Annotated in this window: 15 protein-coding genes and 1 pseudogene; 11 read left to right on the forward strand and 5 right to left on the reverse strand. The window is 71.0% G+C overall.

The features are described 5' to 3' along the window. Positions 1-43 precede the first annotated feature (43 nt). The 5 genes and pseudogenes from AB0B45_RS38030 (at position 44) to AB0B45_RS38050 (ending at position 5,695) form a co-directional block, all read left to right on the forward strand. Positions 44-1,201 (forward strand): MFS transporter, encoded by a 1,158-nt coding sequence (locus AB0B45_RS38030; RefSeq protein WP_358141077.1) that lies wholly within the window; start codon positions 44-46, stop codon positions 1,199-1,201. Positions 1,202-1,855: 654 nt separating this feature from the next. After that, entirely contained in the window at positions 1,856-2,719 is an 864-nt protein-coding gene (locus AB0B45_RS38035) for an alpha/beta fold hydrolase (protein WP_352068816.1), read from the forward strand. 1,399 nt (positions 2,720-4,118) lie between these two features. Then, positions 4,119-4,712: pseudogene (locus AB0B45_RS38040) on the forward strand (tyrosine-type recombinase/integrase); the annotation flags it as partial. A gap of 64 nt (positions 4,713-4,776) precedes the next feature. Continuing rightward, positions 4,777-5,079 carry an FCD domain-containing protein gene (locus AB0B45_RS38045; protein ID WP_358141080.1) on the forward strand — a complete coding sequence of 101 codons (303 nt, stop codon included), beginning with the start codon at positions 4,777-4,779 and terminating at the stop codon, positions 5,077-5,079. Beyond that, positions 5,072-5,695 carry a pentapeptide repeat-containing protein gene (locus AB0B45_RS38050; protein WP_358141083.1) on the forward strand — a complete coding sequence of 208 codons (624 nt, stop codon included), beginning with the start codon at positions 5,072-5,074 and terminating at the stop codon, positions 5,693-5,695. Before AB0B45_RS38045 ends, AB0B45_RS38050 begins: the two co-directional genes overlap by 8 nt. Positions 5,696-5,829: 134 nt before the next feature. Here AB0B45_RS38050 and AB0B45_RS38055 read toward each other — a convergent pair whose 3' ends face one another. Together AB0B45_RS38055 and AB0B45_RS38060 are read right to left on the reverse strand one after the other, a co-directional pair. Beyond that, on the reverse strand, positions 5,830-6,276 hold the full coding sequence (locus tag AB0B45_RS38055) for a PaaI family thioesterase (RefSeq protein WP_358141086.1): 447 nt from the start codon (positions 6,274-6,276) through the stop codon (positions 5,830-5,832). Positions 6,277-6,465: 189 nt separating this feature from the next. Next, positions 6,466-7,443 (reverse strand): AsnC family transcriptional regulator, encoded by a 978-nt coding sequence (locus AB0B45_RS38060; RefSeq protein ID WP_358141089.1) that lies wholly within the window; start codon positions 7,441-7,443, stop codon positions 6,466-6,468. A 121-nt stretch (positions 7,444-7,564) separates the two neighbouring features. Here AB0B45_RS38060 and AB0B45_RS38065 point away from each other — a divergent pair, with 121 nt between their 5' ends. After that, positions 7,565-9,058 (forward strand): MFS transporter, encoded by a 1,494-nt coding sequence (locus tag AB0B45_RS38065; RefSeq protein WP_358141092.1) that lies wholly within the window; start codon positions 7,565-7,567, stop codon positions 9,056-9,058. Positions 9,059-9,122: 64 nt separating this feature from the next. Beyond that, positions 9,123-9,275, forward strand: coding sequence for a hypothetical protein (locus AB0B45_RS38070; protein ID WP_358141095.1), 153 nt, complete (start codon positions 9,123-9,125; stop codon positions 9,273-9,275). Between the two features lie 60 nt (positions 9,276-9,335). On the opposite strand, the gene AB0B45_RS38075 is transcribed toward AB0B45_RS38070, so the two are convergent. Further along, positions 9,336-9,653, reverse strand: coding sequence for a helix-turn-helix transcriptional regulator (locus AB0B45_RS38075; protein WP_358141098.1), 318 nt, complete (start codon positions 9,651-9,653; stop codon positions 9,336-9,338). Between the two features lie 92 nt (positions 9,654-9,745). On the opposite strand from AB0B45_RS38075, the gene AB0B45_RS38080 reads away from it, so the two are divergent. Continuing rightward, entirely contained in the window at positions 9,746-10,744 is a 999-nt protein-coding gene (locus AB0B45_RS38080) for a zinc-dependent alcohol dehydrogenase family protein (protein WP_358141101.1), read from the forward strand. A gap of 250 nt (positions 10,745-10,994) precedes the next feature. Here the strand turns inward: AB0B45_RS38080 and AB0B45_RS38085 are convergent, their stop codons facing one another. Further along, positions 10,995-12,047 (reverse strand): SWIM zinc finger family protein, encoded by a 1,053-nt coding sequence (locus AB0B45_RS38085; RefSeq protein WP_358141104.1) that lies wholly within the window; start codon positions 12,045-12,047, stop codon positions 10,995-10,997. Then, the gene (locus AB0B45_RS38090) at positions 12,044-14,629 is read right to left on the reverse strand and encodes a DEAD/DEAH box helicase (protein ID WP_358141107.1); all 2,586 of its coding nucleotides are present in this window, start codon (positions 14,627-14,629) and stop codon (positions 12,044-12,046) included. The genes AB0B45_RS38085 and AB0B45_RS38090 overlap by 4 nt, the downstream gene beginning before the upstream one ends. 102 nt (positions 14,630-14,731) lie before the next feature. Between AB0B45_RS38090 and AB0B45_RS38095 the strand changes: the two genes are divergently transcribed. Genes AB0B45_RS38095 through AB0B45_RS38105 form a run of 3 tightly spaced genes read left to right on the forward strand, consistent with a single transcriptional unit; the run spans position 14,732 to position 17,035 of the window. Continuing rightward, entirely contained in the window at positions 14,732-15,367 is a 636-nt protein-coding gene (locus tag AB0B45_RS38095; RefSeq protein ID WP_358141110.1) for a DedA family protein, read from the forward strand. Beyond that, complete coding sequence (locus AB0B45_RS38100) at positions 15,351-16,403, forward strand: histidine kinase (RefSeq protein WP_358141112.1); 1,053 nt, start codon at positions 15,351-15,353, stop codon at positions 16,401-16,403. Before AB0B45_RS38095 ends, AB0B45_RS38100 begins: the two co-directional genes overlap by 17 nt. Further along, on the forward strand, positions 16,394-17,035 hold the full coding sequence (locus AB0B45_RS38105) for a response regulator transcription factor (RefSeq protein WP_358141115.1): 642 nt from the start codon (positions 16,394-16,396) through the stop codon (positions 17,033-17,035). The genes AB0B45_RS38100 and AB0B45_RS38105 overlap by 10 nt, the downstream gene beginning before the upstream one ends. Positions 17,036-17,072 lie beyond the last annotated feature (37 nt).

Raw genomic sequence — 17,072 nt, forward strand, 5'->3', positions numbered from 1 at the left:
GGTCAACTGGAACAAGGTCGGCTTCCTGGTCGGCGGGCAGGCCGTGTCGCAGGCGGGAAGCTTCGTCCTGCTGATCGCCATGGCCTGGACCGCCGTGCGGCTCGGCGGCAGCACCGGCGTCAGCGCGCTGATGCTCGCCGCGACCCTGCCCCGCGCGCTCATGCTGCTGTTCGGCGGGGCCGTGGCCGACGTGCTCGGTCTCCGCTACGTCCTCCTGCGCACCATGGCGGCGCGGGTCGTGGTGCTGCTGAGCGGCGCGTTCGTGGCTTTCCACGTGGAGCGATTATGGCCACTGATCGTGATCAGCCTGCTTGAGGGCACGTTGCTCGGTCTCGGCGGGCCTTCGTCGACTTCCGTCCTGCCGCAGCTGGCCAAGGGCGATGCTCTGGCGCGGGCGAACTCCCTCTACTCGATCGTGCTCCGGCTGGCTCCCATCGTCGGCGTGCCCGTCGGGGCCTGGCTGATCGCTCACGGTCAGGTCGGGCACGCGTTGCTGGTCAGCGCCTTGGCCTGCATGGCGGGGCTGGGCAGCCTGCTGTACGTGACCCGCGGAATCACTCCGCCGGGCCGCGAGCCCGGCGAGTCGATGCTGCGGCGGTCGGCCGACGGCCTCCGGCTGCTGGTTCGGTATCCGCGGCTGCGCTGGATGTTCGTCGCCTCCTTCTCCCTCGATCTCGCGTTCAACTGGCCCACGGAGGTGGCGCTTCCCCTGCTGGTCTCCGAGCGCGGCTGGAACGTCGGCGTCGTGGGGTACGTGGTCGCGGCCTTCGGCGCCGGCGCCATCGTCTCCAGCGGGCTGGGTGCCGTTCTCGCTCATCGGATACCGCTGTTCGCCCGGCTGGTGGTCGCCGGGGCAGGCATCGCCGTCGGCATCGTCGCCATGGCGCTGGTGCCTTCCATCGCGGCGCTGTGCACGCTGATCTTCGTGGTGGGGCTGATGTTCGGTCTCACCGGCCCCGCCATCATCACGGTCTACCAGGAGTCGGCGCCGCCCTCACGCTTGGGCGCGGCCATGGCGTCGTTCTCCTTGTCGGCCATCGGCGCGGCACCGCTCTCCATCGCCGTGTTCAGCGGCCTCTCAGCGCTGCTCGGGGTCGCGGCCACCTGGGTGGTGTGCGGCGTGGTCGCCTTTGGCTGCCCTGTCGCCGCCCTGCTGGCGTTGCGTCATCCGACGAGACGCTCGATCACGTCGACGACGTGATCGGCGTACGGTCGCACGCGCGGCAGGAGATCGTCCCAGCGCTCCTGCTCGGGGTGCTGGTAAGAAACGTGTCAGTGCGCCATGGAAAGCGCTGCTTGTCCGAACGGAGGTGAAAAAACCACCGTCGCTCTGCCGTCGTAGCGGTGGAGTGATCCGTTACCGCTATCGCGGCACCAAGATTCCGACGCCGTGGTCATCACAACCGGCAACCGCCGCCGTCGGCGGATGACCACCGGGCAAGACACGTGGAGAGCCCGGTGCATGGAGACATGCACGCCGGGTTCGGCGGGCGGGTCAGGGAAACGGGCTGGCCGCAAGACCAGCACCGCGCCCTGGCCCGACCCAACCCAGGTACACGGGATTGCGCCGCCGCAGGTCAGCGCTCGACGGTAGTTGGTATGACATCGAAGCGGCCACGTCAGTGCCGGCGCTGGGGTGCGGGTCCGGCCCGGCCCGGCCCGGCCCGAAGGACTGCACCGAGTGAAACGCGAAGGCGGGGCCATCGCCTCATCCGCTACAGTTGGCCTCATGTGTTCCGTCATCCACAACTGGCAGGCGATCCGCACCCGGTCGGCGTTCTGACCGCGGTGCAGGCCGTCGCCTGCACCGGGTCCCGTGTCCACCGTTCACCTCTGGATGACGAGGATTCCTTTCATGCGCGCAACCTCGCGCCCCACTTTCGTGTTCGTTCATGGCGGCTCCAGCAACGCTCAGGCCTGGAGACCCCTACAGAACGAATTGGCCCTGCTCGGTCACCTTTCGTACGCCGTCGACCTGCCAGGCCACGGCGACCGCGCCGACACCCCCGCCGCCTACTACCGGCTGCCGCAAGACGCCGCGGCACTGGCCGACGCCCCCTCCCCGATGCGCGCCGTCACGTTGCAGGACAACGTGCGGCACGTGGTGGACATCGTGCGCCGGCTCGCCGAACAGGGCCCGGTCGTCCTGGCCGGCAACAGCCTCGGTGGCCTGACCATCAGCGCCGTCGCCAACGCCGTACCGGAACTGCTCGACCGCGTGGTCTACCTCTCCGCGCTGTGCCTGAGCAGCCCGGCCATGCTCACCGAGGCGTGGGACGTGGTCGACGACAACCTGCTCGACGCCGCGGCGGCCCGGATCGCCGTGCCGGGTGTGCCCGACCCCGGTGTGGCCCGCCTGAACTGGCGCAGCGCCCACGCCGACCCGGAACTGTTCGCCGAGTTGAAGACCGCCATCATGGCCGACTCCACCGACCACCAGTTCCGGCTGCTGCTTGACTCCATGGACCCGGATGAGAACTATACGGTGCTGGAGCCGGCGGCGCTGGTCACGGCCGACGGATGGGGACGCGTCCCGCACACCTACATCCGCCTGTCCGAGGACCGCGGCATCACCCCGGCCGTCCAGGACTACATGATCCGCCAAGCGGACGCGCTGACCCCGCACAACCCCTTCGACGTGCACACGCTGGCGACCTCGCACGTCGGCTACTTCAGCCGGCCGCAGGTCTTCGCGGAGCTGCTGGCGGACCTCGCCTGACGCTCTTTGCCGCCCCCGCCGCCGTCCTCGGCGGCGGGGGCGTGCTACGTCAGCTCGTCCAGGTCACGTCGCGTCCGCAGGGTCTCCAGGTGGGTCGGCCCGAGCGCGCGGATCCTGCCGTCCAGACTTCTCTCCAGCTCATGTCTGCCGCGTTCCGCCTCGCCCCGCCGACAGAGCAGGGTGGCCACTGAAGTACCGCGCCTCCACCCGAGTCACGCGGTCCCAGCAGACCCCCACCGCGTGCAGCAAGCGCCACGGCCCTCGGAGTGTGGAGGAACGGAAACGTACGCTAAGCCGATCCGCCCAGCTCACCGAGGTGTGTGGTCGTCTTCGCGCAGAGGGGGTTGACGTACGTTTTCGTTCCAGCGCATGTGGGGGTCCACTGGAATACGGGGGGAAGGGGCGCTGGAGCTTGGCGAGGGGCACCGCCCCGCTGATCGTAGGCAAATGGCTGGCGGTCTCTCGGCAGAACACCCTGGCCGCAGCGCTGAAGAGGGGCATGCTGCGGAGCCACCTCCTGGACTCCGTCGTCCAGCGGCCGGGGCGGCCCGCCCATTGCGGCCGGGTCCACTGCGACCCGCCGGAACGGCTCCGCCAAGCCCTTCACGGTGAAGTCCCACGTAGGCACCCGCACGTCGCCTCGGCTGCTGGGCATCGTGGCCTCGCCCCGCGCAACCGCGATCACGCGAAGCGGCCGACAACCCTTGGCCGGGCACTCCTCATCGACGAAGGACTTGGGCTTGCTGAGCCCGGCGTAGGCAGCTGTAGCCGCCAAAACCGGCACGCCCAGCGTGCTCCCATCGGCCCAGCGCAGCTCGGCCGGGGCAGGCGCCTGGGCCGGGAGTTCGGTTTCCAGCTTCCAGGCGCTGTTGATCGTGCTCCGTCCGACCCACCGGGGTATGCGCCTCCAATCGGGCTCTACGGTCAGGTTCCGCAGCGGGACGAACCCTCGATCCAGGGCTCGCGCTCCGCCGAGCTCTGCCAGCGTTCGGCGACCTCGCGGGCGCGGTCGGTGAACTCGTCAGCAGTGACCGGCGCTCGGGCGGAACCGCAGGCCGGCGCGAGCACGAGGAGCACCGCAGCTGGAACTATTCGCATATCCGGTAGACGTGCAGGCGGGTGGCGCGGTTCGCTCAGCCGCGCGTCAGCGGGTGATGGAGACCTCGGTACGGGTTGTAGTTGCGCACAACGGACGATCAGATCGCCGGCCGCCGCAGCCGCCAACGGGCCAGGCTCGTAGTCCGACCGCTTCGCCAGCCTGACTGGTGACCCTACTCGCCGCCCTCGAGCAATGTGACACAGAATTACCTGGCGGGCCGGACGAACGCCCAGCTCGCCGGCCGCCGAGGCGGACCCGACTCGGCAACGTTATGTGTCACATCGGCTAAGGGGGGCCCGAGTGTCGATCCTCGAGTTCCCCGCCCCGCCCGCCGAACCGGGACGCAGTGCCGTCGGCGGCGAGAGCGTCGCAGCCGCCGTCGACCGCTATCTCGACTCCATCCAGACCAAGACCACCCGTGACAGCTACGCCGAGACCCTCGCACGCCTCACGGCGCTCGCCGGGAACGAGCCCGCCGCCGTGCTGACGGCCGAGGACTACGCCGCGGTGATGGACCGGTGGGACGGTGCGGCGGCCGCGACCTGGAACCGGCACCTGTCGGCATTGACGTCGTTCACCGCCTGGGCAGGGCGACAGGAGATCCTCGCCACCAACCCCGCCCGCCGCCTGGAGCGCCGTAAGCCCGTCCGCCGCGGTGACCGCTCGATCCCGCGCGGCCGGCTGGACAAGCTGTTCACCGACGACCGGCACGGCCTGCGCGAGCGGGTGCTGTGGCGGATGCTGTATGAGACCGCCGCCCGCGCTGAGGAACTCCTGTCGCTCAACATCGAGGACCTGGACCTGGAGTTCCGGCGCGGCCGCGTCCGCTCCAAGGGCGGCGCGATCGAGTACGTCCACTGGGCCACCGGCACCGCCCGTCTCCTGCCCCGGCTGCTGCGAGGCCGCACCCGCTCTGGCGGCCAGGCGGGCGGCGGCCTCGGGAGACGACGCGGGCTTCGTGGACGCCGACATCGCGCTGCACGCCGCGGTGGTGGCGGCGGCGCGCAACCCCGTGCTCACCGACCTGTTCGGCGAGTTCGTGCCCGCGCTGCGCCAGGGCCTGGTGGACCTGGTCGACCTGCTCGGGCTCCGGTCACACGACCCCAACACAGGTGACGCCTCGCACGCCGGCCTCGTGGGAGCGATCGAGAAGGGGGACGGCGAGGCGGCCGGCCGCATCCTGCAGGAGGAACTGACCGCGACGCTGAGAGCGCTCAAGGAAATGTCGGCACCCCCGTCTAGGCTCTCCTCCCATGGCTGACCGCAAGCACGGCGTCCCCGCGCCGCCGACCGACTCCACCGTCAACTCGGCCGACTGGGACAGCGGAGACCTGTCGGGCGAGCAGCATCGGCGGGTGGCGTTCGTCGACGTCGACCTGACGGAGGCGGTCAGCAGGGGAGCGGAGTTCGTCGAGTGCACCTTCCGCGACTGCCGCTTCAACGCCTCCACCCACGAGGAGACCGGCTTCATCAACTGCACCTTCACCAGGACGTCGTTCTTCGACACGACCTTCACCAGGTGCAAGTTCGTGGGCAGCATGTTCGACGGTTCGACCTACGACCTGATGAAGGTCGTGGGCGGCGACTGGTCGTTCGTGGGGATGCCGGGGGCCGACCTGCGCAATGCCTCCTTCACCGACGTGCGGATGCGGGAGGCCGACCTGACCGGCGCCCGTTTCGCGGGATCCAAGGTGCGGGGCGTCGACCTGTCGGGCGCCTGGCTGAGCAAGGCCGATTTCACCCGCTGCGACCTGCGCGGTAGCGACCTGTCCTCGCTCGACCCCTTCGGCAGCGAGGTGGCGGGCGCGATCATCGACCCCGTCCAGGCCATCACCGTCGCCACCAACATCGGCATGAGCGTCAGCGACGCGGGCTGACCAACCAGGTCTACTGCGTCTCCGGCAGGCCGGTGCCGGCCCACGGCCGCGGGCAGGCTTGGTGCCCATTGCGGGGGCACGTTCGTCGGCCGGTGGTGGACACGAACATGCCCGGTCTTGGCGTGACGGTGACGTCAGGGCGCGTCTGCCGCCGCGTCGAGGGCGATGATCCGCGCCGTGGCAGTGGCGGTGGCGATGATCGCCTCGTTGGAGTCGATGAGCGAGGCTTCCAGGTAGGCCACATCTCCTCGGCGGTGAACCACGCGGCCCCTGCCGATGAGCCGGCCAGGGCGAGCCGGCCGGAGGAAGCTCGCCTTGAGCTCGAGGGTGGACTGGAACTGGTCGGGCTGGAGCGTGGCGAGGAGTGCGGGCCCCACGGTGTCGTAGAGCATCGCCGCGACGAAGGCTCCCAGGACGTTGCCCGTGGGATTGGTGAAGTCGTCGGTTGCCGTGAACGATAGCTCGATCGTGCCGTTCTCAACGTCCGCGCTGAGGAACTGCAGTCCCAAGGTGGCCGCCGCGCGAGGCAACGGCGCTCGGCCCTCCACCGCATCCCAGAACGGTCCGGATCGCCCGCTCATTTCGTCTCCCTGGTGCCAGCCATCCCGTCTTCTGTCTAACGCTGGTCATCCCACTTCCTCCCTCGCGCCAGTCATCTCGGCAGGACGATGCACGGCGAGCCCACCTATACACCGTGGTTTGCGGCTGGTGGTTCGAGCCTTACCCGCACCCCGAGATTCGCCGCCTTCGGATACGGGCCGAGCGTGGAGTCAGCCGCGGAACGGCTGATACGTCAGCTGCTTGACCCTCCGCACGAACGGCATGGTCTCCACGTGCTCGACCCCGTCGAGCATCCCGATCGTGCCGCTCAGATAGTTGTAAAGGTGAGCGGTGTCCTTGGTGACCACGACGGCCATCAGGTTGGAGGAGCCCGTCGTCGCGGCGGCGTAAGTGACCTCCGGATGACCGGCCAGGGCCTCGCCCACCGCGTGCAGGGACCGCGGCGCGGCGGTGACGTACAGAATCGCCGCGTTATGGAAGCCGAAATGCTCGGTATTGAACTCGACGTCGATGTATATCGCCCTGGAGCCAACGAGCTGGGCCAGCCTGCGCCTGATCGCGGATTCGGAGCGGCCCGTCGCGTTCTGGAGCTCCGCATAGGTGGCGCGTCCATCACGCTCGAGGGCGGTGACCAGCGGCTCGTCCTCCTCGGCGATCCGGGCTGGCCCTGGGTCCGGGTGCGGCTCCGGGGTGAGCGCGGCGATCTCGGCGGGGGTGAGCGTCCCGGCCTTGGAGAACCAGCCGGTCAGGCCTCCGAAGAAACGGTGCAGCAGCTGGTGGGCGCGGATCTCGACGATGTGCGGGGTGCGCGGCAGTTTGCCGAGCAGCAGGTCGTCGCTGTCGCGGCGGGTGCGGGTCCTGGCCGTGCAGGCCACTTCCGTGCCGCCCGACGTGAGGCTGATCCACGTCGTGTCGGGGCGCCTGGCCAGCGCGTCCGCGATCGTCGCTGCCCCCTCGGGCGTGCAGCGCAGCCGTAGCATCCAGTGCTCCAAGCCCTGCTGGACGGAGGCGCAGCGGACGGCGACGACCCGCAGCCCGGCCTCGGATCGCAGTCTGCGGAAGCGGCGCGCCACGGTCTGGTCGGAGACGCCGAGAACGGTGGCGATCCGGCTGAAGGAGGCGCGGGGATCGAGCTCCAGGGCGTGCAGCAGCTTCCAATCGATGTCGTCGGTTCCGTGGGATTCCACGCTTACAGCCACTCCCCATGTCGGATTCCGGCGCGCAGCCCGCTCTGGCTGGAGGCATCGACCTCGCCTGCCCGATCGTACGGGAAGCCCGCGCCGTGCGGGCCGTACGGGGAGGGAACACATGCGCAAGTGGGGGCCGCTCATCGCGGTCAGTCTGGGAACGTTCATGCTGCTGCTCGACGTCTCGATCGTGGTGGTGGCGCTGCCCGACATGGCGCGGGCGCTGCGGGCGTCGCTCTCGGATCTGCAATGGGTCATCGACGGCTACGCGCTGGCGCTCGCCGCGCTGCTGCTCGGCATAGGCGCCGCCGCCGACCTGCTGGGCAGGCGCCGGGTCCATGTGGCGGGTGTCGCGCTCTTCGCGGTGGCCTCGCTGGCCTGCGGACTGGCGTCGTCGCCCATGGCCTTGGTGGCCGCGCGCGGGGTCCAAGGGGTGGGCGCGGCCGCGATGTTCGCGACCACACTACCGCTGCTCGGTACGGTGTACCAGGGCAGGCAGCGCTCGGTCGCGCTCGGTCTGTGGGGCGCGGTCAGCGGTGCCGCGGCGGCGATCGGCCCGCTGGCCGGCGGACTGCTGACCGAAGGGCCGGGCTGGCGGTGGATCTTCTTCATCAATCTGCCCGTGAGCGTGGCGGCGATCTGGCTGACCCGGCGCACCGTGCCCGAGTCGCGTACCGCCCGGGGCCGGCGGATCGACTGGGCGGGCACGACGGCGTTCGCGTGCTTCGCAGGTGCGTCGACGTACGGGGTCGTGCGGGCGGACGATACCGGGTGGACGTCGGCGCACACGCTGACCATGTTCGGTCTCGCGGCGCTCGCGCTGGTCTGCTTCGTGCTCGTCGAGCGCAGGGTGGCCGATCCGCTGCTGGACCTGTCGCTGTTCAGGAACCCCGCGTTCACAGGTGTGATGGCGGGGGCGCTCGCCTACAACGCGGCGGCCTTCGCCGTCCTGCCGTACACCGCGATCTGGCTGCAGACGGTGCTGGGGCTGAGCCCGCTGCTCGGCGGTCTCGCCACGCTGCCGCTGGCCGCGACGGGGTTCGTGGTGGCGGCGATCGGCGGCCGGCTGCTGCACAGGGTGCGGCATCACGTGACTCTCGGCGCCGGCCTGGCACTGATCGGCGCAGGCACCCTCGCGCAGGCCGTACTCGACGCGGGCTCCTCGTGGGCCGTGCTGCTGCCGGGGCTGGTGCTGGCGGGTGTCGGCGTGGGACTGGTGTCTCCGGCGCTCGCGGGTGCCGCGCTCGCCACGGTGCCGCCCGAGCACGCGGGCATGGCGGGCGGTGCGGTCAACACGTTCCGGCAGCTCGGATACGCCTTCGGCGTCGCCGTCTTCGGCACGGTGCTGACTTCCCGCATGGCGGACACGCTCACCCGTGGCCAGGCCCATGCGCTCGCGGGCGGCGGCGCTTCCGGGCTGCGTATGGCGGGGGCACCCGAGCATGTGCTGCGGACGGCGTTCGCCTCGGGCCTGAACGCGGCGGCGCTCTTCGCGGGGGTCGTGGGGCTGCTCGCCGGGGTCGCGGTACTGGTGCTGGCGCGGGAGCCGCGCCGCGTCGAGTGGAAGGAGCCGGAGGCCGTTCAGGAACCGCCGGCCAGCGCGGCGGCCCATTGATCAGACCAGCGGACGTGGGGGCGTAGAGCCAGGCAGGGCCCGCGCCCAGGCGAAGATCGCCGAGGTGGACGCCAAGATCGCCGACCTGGGCAGCATCCGGGCGGCTCTCACCCAGGTGGTGGCCGCCCGCTACGACAGCCTCACCCACTGCACCTGCCCTGACTGCCCCCTGCCGTTCGCCGACCTGGCCGACTCGGCCGATGGCGACCCTCGATGACGCTGCACCGCACCGCGGTCCCGCTCCTGCCGCTGACTCCTGCTCCGGCGGAACCAGGAGTCAGCGGCCCGTCGCCTGGCGCGTGGTGAGGGCGTCGAGCAGGCCGGGGAACGCCTCGTCCATCTCGGCGCGGCGCAGGGCGTTCATCCGCGAGGTCCCGACGTAGTACTGCCGGATCAGGCCCGCCTCGCGCAGCACCTTGAAGTGGTGCGTGGCGGTGGACTTGCTGACCGCCATGTCGAAGCCGCCGCACTTGACGTCCTCGTCGGCGGCGTCGAGCTGCGTGACGATGCTCCGGCGTACCGGATCGACGAGGGCCTCCAGCACCTGCTGGAGGTCGAACTGCGACACCTCTGGGTGTGGCGGCGTACGTCCCATGGCTCCAATAGTACGACACTCATCAAAGTTTGACAGCGGTCGTACTTCTGCGCGACAGTGACTCGCGTTGACAGCGAGCTGAGGAGGGTGGCATGGCGAGGACTGTGCGGTTCCACGAGATCGGTGGGCCCGAGGTGATGCGGCTGGAGGACCTGGAGACAGGCGAGCCGGGACCGGGCGAGGTGCGGATCAGGGTGGACGCGATCGGGATCAACAGGGCCGAGGCGTTGTTCCGGAGTGCCCAGTACATCGAGCCGGTCAAGCGACTGCCCGCCAGGCTCGGCGCCGAGGCCGCCGGTGTGATCGAGGCGGTCGGCCCTGACGTGATCGGGTTCGAGGAGGGGCAGGCGGTCAGCAGCGTGCCGGCCTTCTCGCAGAACGACTACGGCGTCTACGCCGAGCGGGCGATCGTCCCCGCCGCCGCGCTCCTGCACCGGCCCGACGGTGTGGACGCGGTGTCCGGTGCCTCGGTGTGGATGCCCTACCTCACCGCATATGGCGCGTTGGTGGAAGTGGGCGGAATGCGAGCGGGTGATGTGGTGGCGCTGACCGCCGCCTCCAGCAGCGTCGGCCTGGCCGCGATCCACACGGCGAACCGGATGGGTGCCACGCCGATCGCCGTCACCCGCACCAGCGCCAAGAAGGAACGCCTGCTCAAAGAGGGTGCGGCCGATGTGATCGTCTCCGACGAGGAGGACGTGCCGGCCCGGCTGCTGGCCCTGACCGGCGGCAAGGGGGTCGAGTACGTCTTCGACGCCGTCGCCGGGCCGGGCGTGACCGACCTGGCGCGGGTGGTGGCCCCGGGCGGCACGCTCTTCCTGTACGGCGCGCTGAGCGGGCAGCCGACGCCGTACCCGGGGTTCGATCTGGGCATGCCCGCCCTCAACGTGCGCACCTACACGGTGCTGGAGACCACCAAGGACCCCCTGCGGCTACGCCGCGCCGAGGCGTTCGTCGCCTCGGGCCTGCGTACCGGAGCCTTCCGGCCGGTGGTGGATCGCCTGTTTCCGCTGGAGGAGATCGTGCAGGCCCACCGCCACATGGAGTCCGGCGACCAGTTCGGCAAGATCGTGGCCACCGTGGCCCACTGACCCCTCTCACGCACAGCAGCGGCTGGGGCTGACCGAGGTCGGCTACGGCCTCCTGCTCACCGTGTTCGGCGCCGGCGGGCTGGCAGGCAGCAGCAGCCGCCACGGCCGCCATCACCGCGCTCGCCTGGCGGCCGCTGCGCGCCGCCTGAGCCAGGGGACGGCCACCAGCGGATCTCAGCCGCTCTCCCACGTGCTCGGAGAGCGGCGACCGGCCCTCCTGCCCCCTTGTGGCGGGTCCCCCGTGGGGTCGTCAGTCGGCGGGTTGGGTGGCGGCGAGGGCGGTGGCGGGGTCGGGCTCCGGCGGGCCCGCGGGGAACCAGTCGCCGTCCGAGTCGACGAACGGGTACCAGCGGCCGTCCCTGCCGTAGCGGACCTGGACGTCGCCGAGAGTCCAGTGGTTGCGGCTGACCTCGAAGCCGGGCAGCTGCCATCCTGCGCGGGCGACGGCCTGCTTGGGCGGGTTCCACGAGGTGGTGAGCGTGTCGAGGGCGTCAGAGCCGCCGTACCGCCACGACTGGACGGCGGCGGGCAGGCCGATGTCGAGGTCGTGGGTGGCGGCCAGCCGTACCCTGTCGTGGAACTCGGTGAGTACGGCCGTGGCGCCCGACACCAGCAGCTCGCGGGCCCGCAGGGCCGCGTCGGCGGCCAGCACCCGCAGGGCGGCGGGGTCGATGCCCGGCGCGGGCTCCACCTCGAGTGGCTCGCAGAAGGGGGGATCGGTGAGAGCCAAGGACGGCAGCGGAGGGGTGCCGTGGGCGTAGGCCTCGGCGACGGGGGTGCCGGTGGGCGCGGTGGCGCGCTGGAGCGAGGCGATCAGGTCGTCCTTGTCCAGCCCGCGCATGAGCATCAGCAGGAACGGGTCGCGGTCGAGCAGCCACGAGGCCTGGTAGCACAGGGCGGCGGCGTGCTTGCACGGGTGACCCCAGTCGGGGCAGTCGCACTCGGGCTCCAGGTCGCCGACGCCTGGCAGGAGCTCCACCAGGTCGTACGGCAGATCGCCGTCCAGCAGCGCGGCCAGATGGCCCGCCTTGGCGGCGATCTGCTCGACGAAGGCCGGCGCCACGGGTGCGACGTGCACGGCGGCGGTGTACTCGCCCTCGGCCACCGCCGCGATGCGGCCCGCGCTGACCGTGATGGGGCCGAGCTGCCCCGTCTTGGCGTACGCGCGCCCCTTGGCGAGGAGGGTGTGGTCGAGCGAGGTGTCCTCCAGCGCCTTGAGCCACGCCCTGCCCCACCACGAGGTGGCGAAGCGGGCGCCGGCGCGCTGCGGGGCGAAGGCGGGAAATCCCTTGGCGGCGGTCATCGCAGCTCCACGAGGTTGAGCAGGTCCGCGTCGGTGAGTTCGGTGAAGTCGTTGGACAGGACGGCCTCGGCCAGCGATCGCTTGGTTTCGAGCATCGTCGCGATGCGGTCCTCGACCGTTCCCTCGGCGATGAGCCTGTGTACCTGGACGGGACGGGTCTGGCCGATGCGGTAGGCGCGGTCGGTGGCCTGGTCCTCGACGGCCGGGTTCCACCAGCGGTCGAAGTGGATGACGTGGTCGGCTCGGGTGAGGTTGAGCCCGGTGCCCGCGGCCTTGAGCGAGAGCAGGAAGACGGGGGCCGCGCCGTCCTGGAACCGCTTGACCATCTCCTCCCGCCTGGCCACGGGGGTGCCTCCGTGGAGGAACTGGGTGGCGACGCCCCTGCCGGCGAGGAAGCGCTCCAGCAGGCGGGCCATCGTGACGTACTGGGTGAAGATCAGCACCGCTCCGTCCTCGGCGAGGATGGTCTCCAGCAGCTCTTCGAGAAGCTCGAGCTTGCCCGAGCGGCCTTCCAGCACGGGATCCTTCTCGTGCAGGAACTGCGCGGGGTGGTTGCAGATCTGTTTGAGTCCTGTCAGCAGCTTGACGATCAGGCCACGCCTGGCCATGCCGTCGACCGCCGAGATGGACGACATCAGCTCGCGCACGGTCGCCTCGTAGAGCGCGGCCTGCTCCCTGGTGAGCGAGACGGGCCTGTCGGTCTCGGTCTTGGGCGGCAGTTCGGGCGCGATGCCGGGGTCGGACTTCCTGCGGCGCAGCAGGAAGGGCGCGATCAGGCGGCCGAGCCGTTCGGGTCGCGGCTCCCAGCGCGTACGGAAGCGGGTGAGCGAGCCGAGCAGTCCAGGCGTGGTCCAGTCGAGGATCGCCCACAGCTCCGACAGCGTGTTCTCCACCGGCGTGCCGGTCAGCGCGACGCGCGCGGCCGAGGGGATCTCGCGCAGCGCCTTGGCGGTGCCGGAGCGGTGGTTCTTGACGTGCTGGGCCTCGTCGGCCACCACGAGGTCCCACGTGTGCTCGGCGAGGACCTCCGCGTCGACGCGCATGGTGCCGTAGGTGGTGAGGACGAAGCCGGTGTCGGCCAGCGTGCGCTGGGCGCCGTGGTAGCGGCGCACCGGAACCCCTGGGGCGAATCTGGCGATCTCCCTCTCCCAGTTGCCCAGGAGCGAGGCGGGGCAGACGACCAGCGTCGGGCCGCTGTTCCTGTGCAGGTGGAGCGCGATCAGCGTGATCGTCTTGCCCAGGCCCATGTCGTCGGCCAGGCAGCCGCCGAGCCCCAGCGAGGTCATCTGGGCCAGCCACCGCAAACCCGCCAGCTGGTAGTCGCGCAGCGTCGCGGCCAACCCGCTGGGCGGCTCCACGGGCTCGGCGACCAGCCTGCCGCGCAGCTCATCCAGCGCGGGGCCGGGGGAGACCTCGATCTCCTCCTCTTCCACGAGCGCCGTGCCGGTGAGCGCTGCCCCGAGGGCCTCGATGCCGGTCAGCGGCTTCATCTCGCGGTTCCTGGCCTTACGGGCCAGCTCGGGGTCGATGAGCACCCACTGGTCGCGCAGCCGTACGACGGGGCGGTGGGCTTCGGCCAGGCGGTCCATCTCGGCGGCGGTCAGCTCGTCGTCGCCGAGCGTCAGATGCCAGTCGAAGCGGAACAGCCCGCTGGACTCGCCGCCGAGCACGGCCCTGGCGCCGACCCCGCGTACGAGCTCGCGCGGCCAGTGCACGTCGATGCCCTTGGCCGCGCCGGACAGCAGGTCGGACACCTCCTCGTCGGACAGGTCGAGCTCGTCGGGCACCTCGGCGTCGAGCAGCCGCTCGAGCGGCGGCCACCGCCGGGCCGCCCTGCGCAGCTCGACGACCGCGTCGACCTTCGCCCTCGGGCCGAGTCCCTGGTCGCGGCCCGCCCACAGCTCGGCGGCGTCCACGACGAGCGAGGGGTCGGCCATGCTGTGCAGCTGCACGACCGCGCGGAAGCTCGAGTGCTCGGCGCCGCCGGTCTCGATCCGCAGCGACAGCCGTACGCCGGGGTCGGCGGCCCACTCCCGCAGCTGTGGCGTCTTGACCGGCTTGGCGGCCGAGTAGGCGGGCACGCCTACGGCGCGCACGGCGCCGGGGGAGCGCGGCATGCCGTCGGCGACCGCGTCGAGGAAGGCGCGGACCAGGCCCTCCGCGTCCGGCAACAGGCCGGGCGCCGACGGCACGGGAACGGCCCGCGCCGTGGCGGGCATCGCGTCGGCCAGCTCCCTGACCTTGGCCATGTCGGCGGCGTCCAGCGGACCCGCGCGCCACGCGGCGTAGTCGCCGGCGCTCACACCTGGCCTGATGCGTCCCTTGGCGACGATCTGCAGCGCCAGCAGCGCCACCGCGCCCCAGAACCTGCTGGCCGGGTCGGCGCTCTGGTCGGCGCGGGCCCTGCTGAGGAGCGCGACCGCGTCGGTGACGGGGACGCGGGTGACGGAGGTCTCACGAGGGCCTTCGGGCTCCGCGATCGTGACCGTCTCGTCGCCTGCTGGGTCGAGGAAGGCCACGGTGCCTGCCCTGGGCGGGTCGCCCGGTTCGAAGATGGCCGCGTGCCGAAGGAGTTCCCGCATAGCCGTACAGCGTACCGTACGCTGTAGCTGAGGTTTACCACAGGATCAATTCGGAAGTTGGCCTCATTCTGGGCATATTCGATCACTCATAGGCTCTGGGGCATGACTTCTAACGACGGGATCGCCGGTTGGGCGACGGGGCTGATGGAAACCATGGGCGCGCCGGGCGCTGGGCTCGCCATCGCGCTGGAGAACCTCTTCCCGCCACTGCCGAGCGAGGTGATCCTCCCTCTGGCCGGATTCACCGCGGGCAGGGGCGGCATGGGATTGATCGAGGCGCTGGTGTGGACCACGGCGGGCTCGGTCGTCGGCGCGCTCGCCCTCTACCTGATCGGGGCGTTGCTGGGCAGGGACAGGGTGGTGGCGATCGCCGAGCGGCTGCCGCTGGTGAAGGTCTCCGACATCGAGAAGACCGAGCAGTGGTTCGCCAAGCACGGCGTGAAGACGGTGTTCTTCGGCCGGATGATCCCGATCTTCCGCAGCATGATCTCCATTCCCGCGGGGGTGGAGCGCATGCCGCTCGGGGTATTCCTGCTGTTCACCACCCTCGGCAGCGCGATCTGGAACACGATCTTCGTGATGGCGGGTTACTTCCTCGGCGACAACTGGGCGCTGGTGGAGGGCTACGTCGGCATCGGCACCAACCTCGTCATCGGCGCGGTGGTGCTGGCCGTCCTCGTCTTCGTCGGCGTACGGCTGGCCGAACGCCGAAAGGGCCGTCATGCGGATCGTCGCTAGGGTCACGCTGGGAGCGCTGACCGCCCTCGCCGAGCTGATCGCGCTCCCCGTGCTCACCCACCCGCGCATGGCCGCCGTCGCCACCCGCGTCGCGGACATGGAGGCGCGCAGGCTCCGAGTGCGGGTGGGCGGCTTCTCCCGCGGCCAGGCCCTGCGCTACCTGGCCCTGCGGGCGCCCGTCGGCATCCTGGGCGGCATCGTCGTCACCCTGCTGGTCATCGGCCTGGTCACCGGGGTGCGCGCGCTGTGGACGTGGGGCCACGGCGAGGCGATCGACGGAATGCTCATGACCCCGGGGCTGCTCGCCTACTTCCTGGTCGCGGGCGTCGTGCTGCTCTTCCTCGACCTGTCGGGCATCGTGGGCGTGCACGCCCTCGAACGGCGGCTCGCCCTCCACACGCTCGGCCCACACTCCACCGAGGCGCTCGAACGCAGGATCGCCGAGCTGGCCGAGACCAGGGCAGGCGTCCTGGCCGCCGTCGACGCCGAGCGCCGCCGCATCGAACGCGACCTGCACGATGGCCTGCAACAGCGGCTCGTCGCGCTCGCCATGGTGATCGGCAGAGCCAAGCGGGGCCGCGCCGAGCTGCTGGAGCAGGCGCACGAGGAGGCCCAGCTGGCGCTCGCGGAGCTGCGCGAGGTGGCATGGCGGGCCTACCCGAGCGGCCTCGACACCCTCGGCCTCGGCGACGCGCTGGCAGCGGTGGCCGAACGCTCGGCCGTATCGGTGAAGCTGGTGTGCGAACTGCCGCGGCGGCCTCCGCGCGAGGTGGAGACGGCCGCCTATTTCGTGGTGTGCGAGGCGGTGACCAACGCGGCCAAGCACGCGGAGGCGGCCCTGATCACCGTGAACGTCTCGGCCGATGCGAGGATCGTCACCGTGAACATCGAAGACGACGGCAAGGGCGGGGCCGACCTCTCGGGTGGCGGGCTGTCGGGCCTGGCGCGCAGGGTGGCCGCGCTCGACGGCTCCTTCTCCGTCTCCAGCCCGCTCGGCGGGCCGACCGTGGTGAGGGCGGAGCTGCCGTGCGGGTGACGCTCGCCGAGGACTCGACGCTGCTGCGGGAGGGACTGGCCAGGCTGCTGGCCGAAGAGGGCCATGACGTCGTGGCCGCCGTCGGCGACGGCGACGCGCTGATCGAGGCGGTCGCGGCCGACCGGCCCGACATCGTGGTGGTGGACGTGCGTATGCCGCCCACCCACACCGACGAGGGGCTGCGCGCCGCGCTGGAGATCAGGCGCCGCTGGCCCGCGGTCAAAGTGCTGGTGCTGTCGCAGTACGTCGAGAAGAAGTACGCCACCGAGCTGATGACGGGCGACGTGGCGGGCGTCGGCTACCTGCTGAAGGACAGGGTGGCCCAGGTGGCCGACTTCCTCGACGCGCTGGAGCGCGTCGGCGGGGGCGGCGCCGCCTTCGACCCCGAGGTCGTACGGCAACTGCTGGCCCGAACGGCGCAGGCCGACCCGCTGACCAGGCTCACCCCGCGCGAGCGCGAGGTGCTCGAGCACATGGCGCAGGGCTACACGAACGCCTCAATCGCCGAGGCGCTGTTCGTGTCGCAGAGCGCGGTCGAAAAGCACGTCAACGCCGTCTTCGACAAGCTCGGCCTGTCCCACACCACCGGATACAGCCGCCGCGTCCTGGCCGTGCTGCGCTTCCTGTCCTAGGGATCCCACTGTGAGGGTGAGGACCAGGCGGCGGTCG

The organism is Nonomuraea sp. NPDC049152 (assembly GCF_040648355.1).
In the GTDB taxonomy this organism is placed as follows: domain Bacteria; phylum Actinomycetota; class Actinomycetes; order Streptosporangiales; family Streptosporangiaceae; genus Nonomuraea.